Origin of the sequence: Fibrobacter sp. UWB3 (assembly GCF_002210405.1) — a bacterium.
Taxonomy (GTDB): Bacteria; Fibrobacterota; Fibrobacteria; order Fibrobacterales; family Fibrobacteraceae; genus Fibrobacter.
Genome location: NZ_MWQJ01000012.1, coordinates 115,013 through 131,867, shown reverse-complemented (window position 1 = coordinate 131,867; position 16,855 = coordinate 115,013). Strand labels below are relative to the sequence as shown.

The 16,855-nt window shown below is 44.5% G+C and carries 11 protein-coding genes; 10 read left to right on the top strand and 1 reads right to left on the bottom strand.

Features of this window, described 5'->3' with window-relative positions; genetic code table 11:
* Nucleotides 1–47: 47 nt before the first annotated feature.
* The 5 genes from B7991_RS12900 to B7991_RS12880 all read left to right on the top strand — a co-directional run bounded on the left by B7991_RS12900 (nucleotide 48) and on the right by B7991_RS12880 (nucleotide 10,472).
* Complete coding sequence (locus B7991_RS12900; RefSeq protein WP_088631192.1) at nucleotides 48–2,831, top strand: FISUMP domain-containing protein; 2,784 nt, start codon at nucleotides 48–50, stop codon at nucleotides 2,829–2,831.
* 39 nt (nucleotides 2,832–2,870) lie between these two features.
* The gene (locus tag B7991_RS12895; protein WP_088631191.1) at nucleotides 2,871–4,877 is read left to right on the top strand and encodes a hypothetical protein; all 2,007 of its coding nucleotides are present in this window, start codon (nucleotides 2,871–2,873) and stop codon (nucleotides 4,875–4,877) included.
* Between the two features lie 111 nt (nucleotides 4,878–4,988).
* Entirely contained in the window at nucleotides 4,989–7,082 is a 2,094-nt protein-coding gene (locus tag B7991_RS12890) for a polysaccharide biosynthesis tyrosine autokinase (protein WP_088631190.1), read from the top strand.
* Nucleotides 7,057–8,982 carry an LTA synthase family protein gene (locus B7991_RS12885; protein ID WP_176421835.1) on the top strand — a complete coding sequence of 642 codons (1,926 nt, stop codon included), beginning with the start codon at nucleotides 7,057–7,059 and terminating at the stop codon, nucleotides 8,980–8,982. The genes B7991_RS12890 and B7991_RS12885 overlap by 26 nt, the downstream gene beginning before the upstream one ends.
* A gap of 47 nt (nucleotides 8,983–9,029) precedes the next feature.
* Nucleotides 9,030–10,472: a lipopolysaccharide biosynthesis protein gene (locus tag B7991_RS12880; RefSeq protein ID WP_088631188.1), complete on the top strand. Its 1,443-nt coding sequence runs from the start codon at nucleotides 9,030–9,032 to the stop codon at nucleotides 10,470–10,472.
* Between the two features lie 161 nt (nucleotides 10,473–10,633).
* Here B7991_RS12880 and B7991_RS15180 read toward each other — a convergent pair whose 3' ends face one another.
* Nucleotides 10,634–10,762, bottom strand: coding sequence for a hypothetical protein (locus tag B7991_RS15180; RefSeq protein WP_254917973.1), 129 nt, complete (start codon nucleotides 10,760–10,762; stop codon nucleotides 10,634–10,636).
* A gap of 754 nt (nucleotides 10,763–11,516) precedes the next feature.
* Between B7991_RS15180 and B7991_RS14895 the strand changes: the two genes are divergently transcribed.
* Genes B7991_RS14895 through B7991_RS12855 form a run of 5 tightly spaced genes read left to right on the top strand, consistent with a single transcriptional unit; the run spans nucleotide 11,517 to nucleotide 16,854 of the window.
* Nucleotides 11,517–12,317, top strand: coding sequence for a sulfatase-like hydrolase/transferase (locus B7991_RS14895; protein ID WP_176421829.1), 801 nt, complete (start codon nucleotides 11,517–11,519; stop codon nucleotides 12,315–12,317).
* Between the two features lie 51 nt (nucleotides 12,318–12,368).
* Nucleotides 12,369–13,484, top strand: coding sequence for a DegT/DnrJ/EryC1/StrS aminotransferase family protein (locus B7991_RS12870; RefSeq protein ID WP_088631186.1), 1,116 nt, complete (start codon nucleotides 12,369–12,371; stop codon nucleotides 13,482–13,484).
* A 5-nt stretch (nucleotides 13,485–13,489) separates the two neighbouring features.
* Nucleotides 13,490–14,728: a hypothetical protein gene (locus B7991_RS12865; RefSeq protein WP_088631185.1), complete on the top strand. Its 1,239-nt coding sequence runs from the start codon at nucleotides 13,490–13,492 to the stop codon at nucleotides 14,726–14,728.
* Nucleotides 14,729–14,730: 2 nt separating this feature from the next.
* Nucleotides 14,731–15,669 (top strand): ATP-grasp domain-containing protein, encoded by a 939-nt coding sequence (locus tag B7991_RS12860; RefSeq protein ID WP_088631184.1) that lies wholly within the window; start codon nucleotides 14,731–14,733, stop codon nucleotides 15,667–15,669.
* A gap of 57 nt (nucleotides 15,670–15,726) precedes the next feature.
* Nucleotides 15,727–16,854, top strand: coding sequence for a TDP-N-acetylfucosamine:lipid II N-acetylfucosaminyltransferase (locus B7991_RS12855; RefSeq protein ID WP_088631183.1), 1,128 nt, complete (start codon nucleotides 15,727–15,729; stop codon nucleotides 16,852–16,854).
* The last annotated feature ends 1 nt before the right edge of the window (nucleotide 16,855 follow it).

Here is a 16,855-nt window from a genome sequence, read left to right as displayed (position 1 = left end):
ATGATTAAAGTCGATATCGGACAACAAATCTTCAAAAGGAGCGCTCTATGATTTTTGATTTGCAAAAGCACTACACACTCTTTATTCTTCTGGCTTGTTTTTTTGCCGCTTGCAGCGACGACTCCGGTAACGCTCCCGAAGATCCAGCAATAATCTCAGGCAAGACCGTTTCGGGTGTTGCACAAATAACCTCTTTCGAAAAAAATACGACTATTTCCATCTATGAACTTGACAAAGAATTTCAAAAGACGGGAATCGTTTATGAAACTGAAATCGATAACGACCAAGGCGAATATTCAGCAAATGTAAAAGAACTAAAATCACAATACGCTCTCCTGAAAGCGTCCGGCTATTATCACAACTTTACCACAAATAAGCAATCGTTACATAAAATAGCTTTATACGCAATCGTAGACATGAATGACGACGATGGATTCAATATAAACGTGCTTACGCATTTGGCCCACAAGCGAACTATTTACTTGATGACGCAAAAAAAGATGACTATAGAAGATGCAAAAAAACAAGCAGAATCAGAAATTCTCAAGTCGTTCGGCATCAATGAGAAATTTAAAGGAGCCGGAGATTTAGACGTTTCTGAAAACGGAGAGCAAGGTGCTGCGCTATTAGCATTATCTATTTTATTGCAAAATGAAATTTTAAAAGACAACATAGACAAGCAAATCAATGACATCGCCACCGATTTTGAAGAAGACGGAACTTGGGATGATGAAAGAACGAAGGCCCTAATTGCCGACTACTTTTACGAACTGTTCGAAAAAACAAGATATTCGGACATTCAAGACAACATTGCAAGCAAAATTCCATCAATCGAAAAGCCTTCATTCGACAAATACATAAACCATTTCTGGTGGAACAATTACGGACTTAAGGACTGTATAGAAAAACGCAAGAACAATATTGCCCAAAACACGAACTCCAACAGCAGTTTCGCAAAAAAACTATTCATTTGCAGACCCGAAATATGGAGAGGAGCATCCGACAAAGAAAAAACAAAATACTATTGGCCCGACACATTGGACAATTCTAAAGGAAAGGACGGGGATATCTACCGGAACAAAACCGATACGACCGTCTGTTATGTCTATGACGGCAACAAATGGCGAAAAGGCGAACTCAACAATTGTACACTCGGATTAAAAGGTTGTACCAAAGAGCGCCATCTGGAAATCCAAAAAGCCCCAAATGAAAACTGGTACATTTGCAACGAAGAACAATGGATTTCTGAGCACGATTGTGGCAACATTGAATATCTGGACGAAAAATGGAAAAAGACTATCGAAGTTGAAAAAGATACCGCAGGATGGAAAGACACGACGGAAGGAGCAATCCGCAAAGGAAACAAGACTGATGTCATATATATTTTCGACAATAAAGCTTGGCGAGTGGCCAACCTCGTAGAAGCATCTCTTGGAGGATGTACGGAGGACATTCAAGATTCAATCGGTTATGTAAAAATGCGCGACGGACAAGATTATATCAATACTCATGGCAGCAGTTGCTGCACCTCCAATTACTGTGCAGGCCCATTCTTCACACCCGGCCATTACAAATGCAATAATCTTCATTGGGAAAAAGCTGACAAATGTGCAATTGAACTATCCCGATGGAAAAATCCAAAAGAAGGCGACTCTCATATTCAGGAAGAATGCGGCAACAAATGCTACGTATTTGAAGATGGAAAATGGCGTTCAGGAAATCCAACAGAATGCATTCCCGGTTTAGGAGGATGTACAAAAAAATTCAATGGCACAATGAAACACGGGGCCGTCATAGAAGAAGGCTCAGAATGCAACAAATATGGTGAATACGGCGTTTGCGAAGATTCCGTTACAATTGTGGATACCACAACAAAGTCGCCCTATATTTGTACATATCCCTTTATGTATCTCGGCGACGGCTCGATACATGGACATTGGATGCTAGCCTCAGAAGGTGATCTCGAACTTTTTCCTACACTATGCACTTATGATACATACGGCAGGATTTTTTCAGGAAAAAACAATTATTACATCTGCGACAAGATTAGTCCAAAAAAATTCACGTTTAGAAAAGCGACTTCAGATGAACTAGAAGAAAAATGTTCTATTTACAACTATGGCAAATATAAAACATTCAAAGGTTCCAAAGCCATTGCAAAATGCGATGTTGCCGAAAGTAATGCGGAAATACAATTTTACGATTGGACATTCGCAAACGACAAAAATCAAGGCACCATGACAGACCCAAGAGACAGTTCCGTTTACAAAACGATCATTATGGATACACTCACTTGGATGGCAGAAAATTTAAATTATGCGGACAGCGTCAATTATCCAAGCATGCGAAAGCATAATTGGTGCTATAACAACCAAATTGATAGTTGTAAAATACATGGACGTTTATACACTTGGAGTGCTGCAATCGATTCAGTCTATTGGTCAACACAGGGAATAACTTGCGGCTATACAAATAATAGCAAACACACACCTTGCGGATTACCCGAAAGAGTTCAAGGTATTTGTCCTGCAGGCTGGCATTTGCCCAACAGTAACGAATGGAATCAACTACTAGAATGGTTGGAAAAAATAAACATAGAATTTTACCGCAGCGGATTTTCCACAGATCATACCGGGATTTACTTTTCTACGTCCAAGAGCTATGCACTTTTTACAAATATTGAGAACTGGACTTACTTTTGGTCATCCACTGATGTAGAAACAACGAACTACGAAGATGTAATGATGTTGCAGACATCTTCGTATTCAACAAAGCTTGAATCTAGTCAATCAAACGACGCCGTTTCAGTCCGCTGCGTAAAAGATGATTAAAGTCGATATCGGACAACAAATCTTCAAAAGGAGCGCTCTATGATTTTTGATTTGCAAAAGCACTACACACTCTTTATTCTTCTGGCTTGTTTTTTTGCCGCTTGCAGCGACGACTCCGGCAATTCGGCAAGCGATTCCGACAAGACCGTTTCGGGAACGGTTCAAGGACTCATCGCCAAGGGGGCGACCATATCCGTCCACGAACTCGATGAAAAATTGCAACAAACCGGATACACCATCGAATCAGAAGCCACAAATGACCAAGGCGATTTTTCGATAAAGGCAAAAGACTTCACATCGCAATATGCGTTGCTTAAAGCGGAAGGCTATTTACGTAACGATATTACAGGTCAAAAGACATCCATAAACGCAACATTGTACAAATTCATGGACATAAGCGAAAGTGGCAAAGCCAATATAAACGTACTTTCGCATCTGGCGCATAAACGTGCGATATATCTCGTGACCAAAAAACATATGTCTGTGGCAAAAGCCCAAAAGCAAGCCGAATTGGAAGTTCTAAAATCATTCGGCATAGAAGAGGATTTCGACAACACCGAAGACGCAGACCTTCTTGAAAAACAAAATGCCGCTATGCTTGCCATTTCGGTATTGATGCAAGGCTACCTTTCCAATACAGACATTGACGAGCGATTGACAAATTACGCATCCGACATCGAAAAGGACGGCGTTTGGAACGATACAACAACAATAACGGAAATTGCAGACTGGGCTTATAAACAATACCTATATTCAACCATTGATAAAATAGAAAGCCTTCTTGAAGATTGGAATAATACCGTCAATTTATCTGATTTCGAAAAGCATGTGAACCATTTTTGGTGGCACGCCTACGGTCTTGGAAACTGCATCGAAAAAAGAAAGAACGAAATCGTCATAAATACAAATGAAATGAGTGATTATTCAGACATTTTTTTCATCTGCAGACCTGACATTTGGAGAGCAGCCTCCGCCAAAGAAAAAGAAAAATATTTCCAGCAGAATCCTAAAGACGGTGATATTCGATACGATGACGATTTGTCAGTTTGTGAAGTTTATAAAAATGGCACATGGCAAAGAACAAAGAACAGCGATTGCAACGATATAAAATTTTCAACAAGGATTAATTTAGGGATCTGCACCAGCGAACGAGAAAAGTATATAAAAATGACCGACTATGGTGCCTATGTATGCAATGACGAAAAATGGATTACTTTCGATAGTTACATTTACAGCAGAAGGCTAGACATATCTCTCGATGACGAAATACTCAAAAAAAATATCGAGTTCGTAATAGACACTATGTTATGGAAAGATGCTCCAGACGGCACTTTGCGCAAAGGGAACGCGACGGACATCATGTACATTTTCGACAACAATGCATGGCGTGTAGCGACCGTTCCCGAAGCAGTACTCGGCAAATGCACCGAAAAAGATTTAAACATAGCAGGATACGTAAACTTCAATAAAGATCAAGACATAATCAATCTAGACGGTGTCAAATGTGAAATGCGGAACGAGTACTATGAAACATGCTACCCCTCTTACAAAACAGCCTATTACAGATGCGCAATTTCTATCAACTACGAAACAAGTGACACTTCATTTTACTGGGACTACGCTTATAAATATCATTATGACAGTCCTCGCGACGAATCTTGCCCTCTTGACCGATATGATTCCGTCGGCATAAAACTCATCCCGTGGTCAAAAGGCGAAGACGGAGAATCGCGCTGGGGATTCAAATGTAAAAAAAATTGCTATGTATATGAAAACTATAGCTATAGTACAACACAAGGATACTGGAGAAGGGGCGATGTGACGGAATGCATTCTTGGCCTTGGCGGGTGCACTTCAAGGCGTGACGGCGAAACCGGTTTTGGCCCCACCATAAGAATAATACCATACCAATATTCTTGCGATCCCGGCGATGATTGTTCAAGATCAGCAGAAATCACAAGCAATACGCAACAACAATATGTCTGCGACACCCATGCAGACGATAGACTATACGATTACGAGAACCCCTGGGTATTGGTCAAATAATTCCTGCTCAGTGTTTTCTACTAATATGTAAGCAGGCATACAATCGCGACAATCCATTTTTTCTATCTTTGTTATTCAAAGAGTGTGTTTTGTTGATCAAGGATTGATTAAATGGCGTCTGCAAAAAAAGAAGAAACCGATCTTTTTGACATACTGAAAGATCTTGCAAAAAACTGGAGAATCATGATTCCATGCATCATCGTCGCTGGAATCGTTGGTGTTTTTGTCGCCATGTGGATCCGCCCCATTTATAAGGTGGATGCATTACTCCAAATAGAAACCAAAAGCAACAAAAGCGTCGGTCTCATGGGCGGACTCCCGAGCCTGTTTGCAAGTTCAAGCCCAGCCGAAACCGAAATTGAGCTCATCAACAGCCGTCAGATTATCGGAGACGCTGTTGAAAAGATGTATTTGCAATACGAAGCAAACCCCATCAACGTCATGGATCGCCTGCTGCACCGCGAAGGCCGCATGGAACTGAACCAGTACGAAATTCCATGGGACAAGATTCCGGAGGACGAAAAAATCAAGCCATGGATCGCCGAAGCAACGGACAGCACATCGTTCAAGCTCATCGACCACAACGATAAAGAAGTCTTGAGCGGAACGGTCGGGGAAACATACCATTTCATCTACGCCGGCGATACGGCAACGTTCAGCGTTTTCAACATGAAGGCAAGGGCCGGGCAAAGATTCGAACTTTTCAAAAGAACCCGTCTTGACGCCATCTCAAAATTCAAGAGCGCATTTGACGTTGGCGAAAAGGGCAAAAAGACCGGCATCCTGGAATTCAGCTATCAGGACATCTATCCGGACCGCGCCACCAAAATCCTGAACGAAATTGCAACATCTTACTTGAGACAGAACGTCGAACAGCGCAATGCCGAAGCTCAAAAAACGCTTGAATTTTTGGAAAAGCAATTGCCCGATGTCAAAGCCCAGATGGACAGTTCGCTCCTTAAGTTCAACACCTACAGAAACAAGGTCGGCTCTGTCGATATCGATGCCGAAACAAGACTTATCTTGGAAAAGCGTAACAGGCTCCAGCAAAACCTTCTGGACCTCCAGCAAAAAAAGCAAAGCGCCATCCGTTTGTTCCAGCCGGAACACCCGACAATCAAGACTCTCGAAGAACAGGAAAACAACCTGAAGCGAGAACTTGCAAGCACGTCAATTGCAACGAAGAAACTCCCGAACACGCAACAGGAAGTGTTGAAGCTCACCAACGAAGTGGACATGAGCAAGATCATGTACACGACGATGCTCAACAACATTCAGCAGCTTAAGCTTGTTTCCGCAGGTGAAGTCGGTTCTGTCCGCATCATCGACTTTGCCGAAGAAGTGACGCGCCCCGCAAAGCCAAAGAAAAGCTTGATCGTCTGCGTAGCCTTGTTCCTCGGATTCCTTTTGGGCGCATGCATTGCAACGCTCAAGAGCAAGCTCAGTAACGGCGTCCGTGACGCACACTTCATCGAACGCGAAACTGGCTACAGCGTTTACGCCAAGGTCCCCAAGGGCAACCCCAAGGGCACAAAGGGCACACGACCGCTCGCCGTTGTCGAACCGGACGATGTCGCTGTCGAATCGCTCCGTACATTGCGCAGTTCTCTGGAATTCAGCATGGACGACGGAAGTAGTCCGATTATCGGCATCAGCGGTCTCATTCCAGGCGTCGGCAAGAGCTTCATCTCTGTGAACCTCGCCGCCCTTTACGCAGGCTTGGGCAAGAAGGTCCTGTTGATCGACGCCGACCTCCGCAAGGGCCGTCTGCACAAAGAATTCGGCATCAAGCGCGGCAAGGGCCTCTCGCAGATTCTTTTGCACACAGCCACATTTGAAGAAGTTGTAAGCAAGACGGAAGTCGAAAATCTTGAAATCATTCCATGCGGCATGGTCCCGAGCAATCCTTCTGAACTGCTCGGCTCCAAGCGCTACTTAGACCTCATCGATGAACTCAAGAGCAAATACGACTTGATCATCATCGACACCCCGCCTATCATGCTCGTCACCGACGCAGCCCTCGCCTGCCGCGTCGCCGCCCAAATTGTCATGGTCATCGAATACAACAAGCACAGCATCGATGCCATCCAGGACGGTATGAAGCAGCTTCTGAAGGGCAACAATACGGCCCATGCAAGCTTTGTCATCAACAAGTACGAGCACGGTCACAGCGACGGCTATGGTTACAAATACGGGAAGTATTAAGGGATTCATCAAGAAATTCCAAGCCCATCCGGCTTGGCATTTCTTTTTAATCGTTTTCATTGCAAGAACAGTCCAGCTCGGACAGCTTTACTTTTTCAAGACGCCTTCGGGCGGCGCATTTGTCGAACGTGCCGCACTTGGATTTTTTTGCGCCCTGATTGCAGACTTTGCAGCCATAGCCATTCTCACATCAATCTTTGCGCTGAGCACGCTCGCCAAAGGCAGGCTAAGAACCGTCTTTTGCAGCGCCACCGCAGTAATCACATGGGTTTACCTCGCCGCCTGCGCCTCCAATGACCAAATTTTGCGCTGGATGGGGCAGCACCTGACATTTTCGTTCTTGTCGACATATTCTGTTTCAAGAATGGATTCGACGCTTGCATTCAATGTCATTTACGATGGGCTTTTTAGTTTTGGCTTGACCGCCGTCATATTGCTGTTGGTCCTCTTCTTCTTTTTCCGAGTCCTCAAAAAAGGAAAATCCGTAGACGTTCCTAAAATCACAACCGCAGGATTTGCAACAGTTCTTATCGCAATCGCATGCGTATGCGGCAACGCCCACAATTTCTTCAAGCCCTGCCACATTCGCTGGCAGCTAATCCAGCCGCCCTACATTACGCTTGCCGACGAACTCGAATACATCAGGGAACACAGTCAAAAGCCCGAAAATTTCGATACCGGGATTGCACTTCTCGGAGGCAATGCGCAAAAGGAATTTCCGTTTTTCCACGCGGTAAGCAACGAAGATTCCCTCGCCGAAGCGTTCAAGCAGAAGCCCATGGCCGAAAAGAAAGACGTCATATTGCTCTCTCTAGAAAGTTTCCGCGGATGGGCCGGCGACTTTAGAATCGGGAAAAACTGCGAACGTATGCCAAACCTTTGCAGGCTCAGCAAAGAAGGAACGACATTTCCATACACCTATAGCGTAGGCTACCCCTCCACCGAAGGAATGCTCGGCCTACAGCTAGGCATCTGGAGCCACCCGAACAAAGTATTTCTCACAAGCCTCATGAATACAAGATCAAGGGCACTGCCCGAGATTCTTGGGAAATTCGGCTACCACAGAATCGTCATCACCGCCGCAGAACCCAGTTTTGACAACTTTACGCCCTGGTTTGAAAAATGGTTTGACAGAAGCGAGTACAATCCCAAAATCAATACGGACATTCCGCTCGCCGAACGATTCAAGGAAATATACACAAGCAGGCCTGATGACAAGCCCCTTTATTTTGAATGGATCAACTTTGTCACACATACCCCATTTAACGTTCCAAGTTCATACGCAGAACCAGCCGCCACCTCCGATGAACGTTACGCGCAGGCCACAGCATATCTGGATAGCGCCATCGGCATCATTCTCGATGCAATCGAAAAGAGCCCAAGATCAAACGAAACGATTATTGTCGTCACGGGCGACCACTCCATAGCAGGCGCAAAGTCCCAAGAAAAACTGAGCGAGCTCGGAGAGGCAAACAGCGCCTACACATGGACATCATTTATCTGGAAAGGTACAGGCATTGCCGACAGTTTATCGATAACAAAGCCGGTATCTCATGTAGATTACGCGCCAACCATTCTCCATCTTCTCGGGATTGAAGCCTCCAACCATTTCGTAGGACACAACATCTTTAGCGAAGAGACGCATAACGTCATATCGTTCCGGCACAAAGACGCCATTCTCCGAAACGATTCCATTGCAAAATTCGTGAAAGTCGGTAGCCCTTCATTTACGCACGCCCGAATACAGAGCAAAACTCCCGACTGGGACACAACGGATGTCATCGGCGGATTTATCGCCGAAAAGAAAATCAATAGAAATATCGATTTGCAATCAAAAGCCCTCCTGGACGCCATGGATTCGTGGGTCTGGGTGCTGGACAAAAACCTGCTGATGCCATAAGCCATGGCATTTTCTAAATTGCAAACCATATACGTATAGCGAGTAAAATGGCAGACAGTCTAAAAAAGAAAACCGCAAAAGGCGTTGTATGGAGCGCCGTAGAAAGATTTTCGACTCAAGGAATCCAGTTTCTCTTTGGAATCGTCCTTGCTCGATTGCTGACGCCCAATGATTACGGCGTTATCGCCATGCTCACCATATTCCTCGCCGTGAGCCAGACTTTTATCGATAGCGGGTTCAGCAACGCCATTATCCGCAAAATAAACCGTACCGAAGAAGACATGGCAACCATGTTCTTTTTCAACATCGGCATGTCACTGGCCTGCTATGCGGTCATTTTCCTTGCGGCGCCATTTATCGCAGACTTTTACGAGATGCCCGAACTCACGTTGATCCTCAGAGTTCTCGCCATTAAAATAATCTTGCAGTCCTTCAACGCCGTGCAGACGACAATGCTGGTGATCAAGCTTGACTTCAAGAAACAGGCAAAGATTTCCTTATGCTGCGCCATCTTTTCTGGAATCGTGGGAATCGTCTTTGCTTACCTAGGCTATGGCGTATGGGCACTCGTCATTCAGGCGCTTCTCGGGACACTCCTCCTTTCCATTTTGTACTGGATGATTGTGCGCTGGCGACCGACATGTTTCTTTTCCAAAAAATCTTTCGGTTACCTTTTTTCGTTTGGCTCCAAGCTTTTAATCTCCGGGCTTCTCGATACCGTCTACAACAACATTTACCCGCTCGTCATCGGAAAGTTTTACACGCCGGCGCAACTGGGAAGTTATTCAAAGGCAGAACATTTTGCTCAATTTCCGTCCCAGAACATCATGCGAATTTTGCAGCGCGTTTCTTACCCGGTTTTAAGTTCTCTGCAAGAAGAACCTGAACGCCTCAAAAAGAATTTCCTGAAATTTCTGGATTATTCAACATTGCTTATTTTCCCACTCATGATTGGGCTCCTTGCACTGTCCAAGCCATTGACATTGTTTATGCTAACTGACCGTTGGGCAGACATGATTCTCCCACTGCAACTGTTATGCATTGCCATGATGTGGTATCCGGCCCATGCCATCAACCTGAATCTTTTACAGGTTCTTGGGCGCTCGGATTTGTTCCTCAAGCTTGAAATTATCAAAAAAATCGTAGGCATCGCCATCCTTTGCGGAACATTGCCTTTTGGAATAACGGCTCTTTGCCTTGGGAAAATTGCCGACGCATGGATTTCCCTAATCATCAATACTTACTATTCCGGTTCGCTAATGAAAGCTGGATTCCTTGCCCAAATGAAATTCATGATGCCGACATTTTTGAATTCATTGGCCATGGGAGCTATCATTTTAGGCGTAATCCACCTTTTACCGGAAAATCTATACTCTCTTCAAATAGGGGTAGGCTTTGTCGTCGGCACCTCCTATTACCTGCTAATCAACTGGCTGTTCAATAGAGAAAAAATGTCAGAAATGCTAGACTTGCTGAAACGGAAAAAATAAGGATTGAACATGTTCCATCAGGAGAAAATAACATATTGGAAGCACTCGCTTAAAAAGGCAGTCCTAAGCACGCCCTTTCTTGTTTTTGTCATTTTTGCATTCGCCCTTTTTCTAAAATGTTACCTATTCAACGCCTTCGCCTTTGAAAGCTTTATACCGGCTCACAAAAAATTGCGGTACCTGGCAGCAGCCTTCTGCGGCATGATTTCAGCCTCAACTTTTATCGCCGCATTCACAATCTTATTCAAAAAGAACATCTGGTCCATTGTCGTCTCGGCCTTGTTTGACATTTGGTGTATCGCAAACCTCATTTACCTCCGCTGCAACGGTTTTTTCATAAACTACGACGCCATCAAGCTCGTAGACCAGTTAAATGGGTTTGAATCATCCATCTTGTCGGCCGTCAATTTTCAATTATTCCTATTCCCCATCATCACCATCATCTATTCCATCTTACTTTGGAAACTGAACAAAGAGAAATCTGTCGCTAGCAACTTCAAATGGAGACTCGTTTCTTTTATCACAGTCCTTGCGCTCACATTCCTTTTCGTGGCCCCGCTATCGCATATCACTAAGTCACACGAAGTAAAACGCGTTTGCAAGACACACGATATCATTTTGACGACCGCGCATAAAGCGTGCCTGTACTTTATGCCATTCTGCACCATACATGCAGAAACCCAATGGACCCCGACGGGCCTACAAGTATTCGATGAAGAAGGATACATTCGCAACCAAAGCATTCTCGCCTATTTGCCAGCCATTTTCGTCGCACAGATGAACCGCGAATATATCACCCTTACCGACAAAGACATAAAGGATCCTGATTTTCAGCATGTTTTTTCAAAATCTACAAGCACGAAAAAAGCAAGTCGAAATCTCATTATCATCCTTGTAGAGAGTTTCGAAAGTTGGTTAATCACGAACAACGACAAACTATCTTCGCCAATACCCAACATTGTTAAATTCATTCAAAGCAACAATGTGCTTTTTGCGTCAAAGGTGAAATCCCAAATACGGTACGGGAGCTCTGGAGACGGACAAATGATACTGAATACAGGACTGCTTCCCATTTCTACAGGAGTCGCTTGCATTTCGTATGGCAGCAACGCTTACCCGAACATCGCCAGTTTCTACGAGCATTCAGCAATAATCAATCCATGTCAAAACAATGTGTGGAACCAGAACCAGGTAACCAGAAGTTACGGGTACATGCAGCAAATTAGGGCAAAAACCGAAACCGACACGGCATCCATAGCAACGCTTATCCGCTACACCGATACGGCAACAGTACCCTTCCTTGCCCACGCCATCACAATCGACACCCATCTGCCATTCCGCAAGGGCGAGAACAACAAGCTGGGCCTATCAGAAAAAACACCCAAGATTCTGAGCAACTACATCAACGGCTTTGCCTACACCGATTCCATACTTGGAATATTCCTAGATAAATTCAAACAAGATTCGGTCCTGCAAAATTCCATCATCCTCATTACCGGAGACCATACCATATTAAATAACGAGAACTTAACTTCCCTCAGAAATTATGCTAAGGAAAACGAGCTCGAGTTTGACGGTCAAAACTACGTTCCGCTCATCATCTATTCCCCGGATTTCAAGAAAAGCACTTTCATAGACGAAGTCACTTACCAGATGGACATTTTCCCGACTATACTTCCGCTAATCAACGAGGAGGATTATTTCTTCAAGGGATTCGGTGTCAATCTGTTGGACAGCGCCGCAAGACATTCCAGATACTATTCCGAAAATACAGCCTATACCATTTCCGAGAAAATCATCAGGAACGACTATATTTCGCAAATCAACGGAAGCGACGACGACTAAAAAGAAACAATTACTAGATTTGATTTGAATAATTTCCCAGGAACCTGAGCCATGAACGAAGAAAAATTAATCACCGTAACCTCGCCACTTCTACCGGACTTGAATGATTTCAAGACCATGTTGGAGGACATCTGGAAACGCAAATGGCTCACCAACAATGGCCACTACCACGAAGAACTTGAAAAGGCCTTAGCAAACTACCTTGGTGTAAAGTATATCAGCCTGTTCACAAACGGAACGCTCCCGCTCATCACGGCACTCCAGGCCATGCGAATCACGGGTGAAGTCATTACGACACCATACAGCTTTGTCGCTACGACGCATTCCATCTGGTGGAATGGCCTCAAGCCCGTTTTTGTCGATATCGACGAAGCAACCGGCAATATCGACCCAGAAAAGATTGAAGCCGCCATTACGCCGCACACGACAGCCATCATGCCTGTCCATGTTTACGGCACGCCCTGCAACATGAAGCGCATCCAGGAAATCGCAGACATTTACGGTCTAAAGATTATCTATGACGCCGCACACGCCTTTGGAGTACGCGTCAACGGAGAATCCGTGTTGAAAGCAGGCGATATGAGCACCCTCAGCTTCCACGCCACAAAGGTCTACAACACGATCGAAGGCGGCGCCCTGATCTGCCACGACGAAGCCACCAAGAAGCGCATTGACTATCTCAAGAACTTCGGTTTTGCCGACGAAACGACCGTCGTTGCGCCAGGTATCAACAGCAAGATGGATGAAATCCGCTCGGCATACGGGCTTTTGAACTTAAAGCAAGTCGATTGCGCCATCGAAAAGCGAAAGGCCATTGCAAACAAGTACAGGGCTGCGCTAAAGGACATCGCCGGAATCCGATTCCTCCCCGACATCGAAGGAGTTCGCCACAACTACGCCTACTTCCCAATTTTCATTAGCGAAGAATATGGCGTTAGCCGCGACGATCTTTACACATTGCTGCAAAAGCACAACATTTACGGACGCCGCTATTTCTACCCGCTCATCAGTACGTTCAGCGCCTACAAGGGTCTGGATTCAGCAAATCCGGCGAACTTGCCTGTCGCCCACAAGTTGGCAAACCAGGTCCTTTGCCTCCCCATGTTTGCAACGCTCGATGACGAAGGCGTAAATAGAGTAATCGAAGTCATTACCAATAAGAAATAATTGCAATGTTTGAACTCATTAAAAAAGTCGACCATGAATGCGGCACCCCGTTTTACTTTGTGTACCCAGAGCGATTCGTCAATAACTTGCAATCGTTCCGCAAGGCATTTACGGATATATACCCAAACTTCATTCTTTCTTATTCATTCAAGACGAATTACACACCGCCCCTTTTAACGCTAGCCAAGGCAAACAATGTTTATGCCGAAGTTGTATCCACCATGGAATACAACATGGCTATCCAGCTGGGGTATCCGACAGATCACATCATTTTTAACGGACCTGTCAAAACTATAAATGACATAGACACGGCGACCCGGAACAATTCCATATTGCAACTAGATAGCGCTTATGAAGTTGCTCTTCTATTGGAATTACAGCAAAAGAACCCCGGTCACACCATTAGCGTTGGGCTCCGAATCAACATGGAAATCAAGAATGATTCGGGAGAATCCTCAATTCAAGCCGGGCTACACGAAAGTCGCTTTGGTTTCACAAGCGATCTTTTAAAAGACATCATACCCGTCCTGAAAAAAAACAACATAAAGATTATATCGCTCCACGGACACACTACATCATCTGACAGGACGGTCAAAAACTACCAGACCATAGCAAACAGGCTCCTTTCGGTCTGCAAGGAATTTGACTTAGACGATGTCCAGTACCTAGATGTAGGCGGCAGCTTTTTTGGGGCAGCACCTGAAGAAATTGACGTATCGCGCAAGCCCCAGTACAAAGACTACGCGCAAGGCATTTGCGATATCATGCTAAGTGACTCCTGGTTCCAGGCGCACAAGCCATACATTGTCATAGAGCCGGGTTCAGCCGTAGTTGCCAATGTTTTTGAACTGGTGACAAAGATTGTCCAGCACAAGCAGGTATGTGGCAAAAATTTTGTCGTCGCAGACGCAAGCCAATTCCAGGTGCGAACGTTCTTGAGCAACAACTGTCCTTTCTGTACATTCAGCGAAAACGCCGATGAAGAAACGATTACGGCAGACATCGTCGGATCGACGTGCATGGAAGTGGACAAAATCGCAACTGAAGTAAAGCTCAACCACTATTCCCATGGTGACTATATCGTCTTCAAGGGCGTAGGTGCCTACAGGCAAAATCTCACCCCGCTTTTTATCAATCCCCAATGTCCAATTATAAAGCAGGACTCACAAGGGAATCCTGTCATCATCCGGAAAAGACAAAACTTAAATACAATTCTTAAACACCTCGGATACGAAGGTTTTTAACTATGAACATCCTAATTACTGCAATTGGCTCCATGTCTGCAGCCTGCGCCATTTCCAAGCTCAAGGAAAAGGGGCACTTTATTGTCGGTTGTGACATATATCCAGGCGAGTGGCATCACGAAACCAAGCTCTGTGACGTATTCATCCAGGCTCCATTCGCAACAAAAGAAGACGTATATTGTCAATTCCTTGTAGACACCTGCAAAAAACATAACTTGCAATACATCATTCCACTTACGGACCTAGAAATCGACGTCATCAACAGGAACAGGTCTTATTTCAAGGATACCGGAATCCATCTCTGCATGCAAAGTGCGGATGTACTTGTCCTTGCCCGAGACAAGTACGCCCTCTACAATTTTTTCAAAGACGATCCATTCGTTCCCTCAATCAGGACATTCAAATTCAGCAACCTCCCGGAAACCATTGATTTCCACTGCGTTGCCAAACCGTTTAACGGAAGAAGTAGCGAAGGCCTGCTCCTTGATGCGACAAGAGAACAACTGAACGCCATCAAGAACAAGGATGTCTACATCATCCAGGAAATGATTGACGGCGAAGTCTTTACAGTGGACTACTGCCGTTCATCAAAATTTAGTACGGATGTCGCCATTCCGCGTCAGGAACTTCTAAGGACAAAGAACGGAGCAGGCACATCCGTAGAAATCACGCCGGATGATTCCTTGATTGAGCTCACACGCCACATCGGCAGTAAGCTCAACATCAATGGATGCGTGAACATGGAATTCGTCGAGAATAACGGGAAGTATTACCTTATCGACATCAATCCCAGGTTTTCAGCAGGAGTCGCCTTCTCAGTGCTCTGCGGCTATGACATGATCAACAGTCACATGGCTTGCATGGAAGGGAAGGAAATTCAAGGCCAGATAAAACTTACCAAACAAATTATCATCAAAAAATATATTGAAGTCATCCAATGACAACAAATACAAAGCCACGAGAGTCCATTCTTTGCACAACATTCAAATAGAAAATTTATGAGAATCGCCCACATAAGCCTTGACGAAAAATTTATCGATTGCGCCATCAATCAGTTCAGCCTCCTGAAAGGCGTCGACTCCGTTTTTTGCGTAAAGACTGAAAATAGCACTCTCAAGTACATCAAAAGTCCAGACGTCAAGTTGTTCCAGACTTTCGATGAAATTGTTGAATTTATAAACAACGATCATTTCGACTACGTCGTTTTACACTCTTTCTGCATCCCGCAAAACAAGGTTGAATCTTTAAACGTTCCTATTCTCTGGAACTCTTGGGGATACGACATTTACTCCGACGAAAGCAGCGTCTTGGCAAAACCGATAACGCTCTCCTTGTATAAGCCTAAAACGAGAGCAGCGGCCAACATCAAGCCTAAAACATTGCACGACCGCATTCTAATTTTAGCCCACAAATTCGGGATTGTTTCAAAGCGCCAGAAAAAATACGATGCGCTGATAAGTAAAATTCCTTACTTGTCCGTTGTTCTCCCGATTGAATTCGACTACATCCATAAAAAATACCCGCACTTTAAATTTTTCCCGTTCCGCTATATCGATCCCTCTGACTCGATCGCCTTCACGCCATACACAAAGGCAACGACATCCATTCTTCTTGGAAACAGTGTAGACCCGACAAACAACCATATTGATATTTTATCGATTCTCGAAAAGAGGAATATCCAATGCACGGTCTACATTCCCATCAGCTACCCAAGCAATCAGGAAACGTACAAAAAAGCGCTGAAGTCGTTTGCAGCAACATTAAAGACCGTCAAAGTTCGCTTTTTAGAAGACTTTATTCCAAAAGAAGAATACTTTAAAATCATTGACGAATGCAGTGTCGCCATATTCGGGCATATCCGCCAGCAAGCAGTCGGGAATATATTCAGGATGCTCTACACCGGAAAGAAAATCTTGATGTACAAGGACTCCGTTGGCTATAATTACTTTAAGCAGCACAATGTAAAAATTTTCAATATCGAAGATGACCTACATCAAGACTTTTTCGAAAAACCTCTCGATATTGAGTCTCAAAAAGCAAATTACACTTTTGTTCTTAATGATGAAAATTTCGAAACCTATATAAAATCGTTGCAAGGATTTTTCGACAACATCACCAAGGTTTAAA

Bases quoted from the DNA above. Each gene is read 5' to 3' on its own strand.
- B7991_RS12900 (WP_088631192.1), top strand. From the start codon at position 48: ATGATTTTTGATTTGCAAAAGCACTACACACTCTTTATTCTTCTGGCT.
- B7991_RS12895 (WP_088631191.1), top strand. From the start codon at position 2,871: ATGATTTTTGATTTGCAAAAGCACTACACACTCTTTATTCTTCTGGCT.
- B7991_RS12890 (WP_088631190.1), top strand. From the start codon at position 4,989: ATGGCGTCTGCAAAAAAAGAAGAAACCGATCTTTTTGACATACTGAAA.
- B7991_RS12885 (WP_176421835.1), top strand. From the start codon at position 7,057: ATGGTTACAAATACGGGAAGTATTAAGGGATTCATCAAGAAATTCCAA.
- B7991_RS12880 (WP_088631188.1), top strand. From the start codon at position 9,030: ATGGCAGACAGTCTAAAAAAGAAAACCGCAAAAGGCGTTGTATGGAGC.
- B7991_RS15180 (WP_254917973.1), bottom strand. From the start codon at position 10,762: ATGTCAAACAAGGCCGAGACGACAATGGACCAGATGTTCTTTTTGAAT.
- B7991_RS14895 (WP_176421829.1), top strand. From the start codon at position 11,517: ATGATACTGAATACAGGACTGCTTCCCATTTCTACAGGAGTCGCTTGC.
- B7991_RS12870 (WP_088631186.1), top strand. From the start codon at position 12,369: ATGAACGAAGAAAAATTAATCACCGTAACCTCGCCACTTCTACCGGAC.
- B7991_RS12865 (WP_088631185.1), top strand. From the start codon at position 13,490: ATGTTTGAACTCATTAAAAAAGTCGACCATGAATGCGGCACCCCGTTT.
- B7991_RS12860 (WP_088631184.1), top strand. From the start codon at position 14,731: ATGAACATCCTAATTACTGCAATTGGCTCCATGTCTGCAGCCTGCGCC.
- B7991_RS12855 (WP_088631183.1), top strand. From the start codon at position 15,727: ATGAGAATCGCCCACATAAGCCTTGACGAAAAATTTATCGATTGCGCC.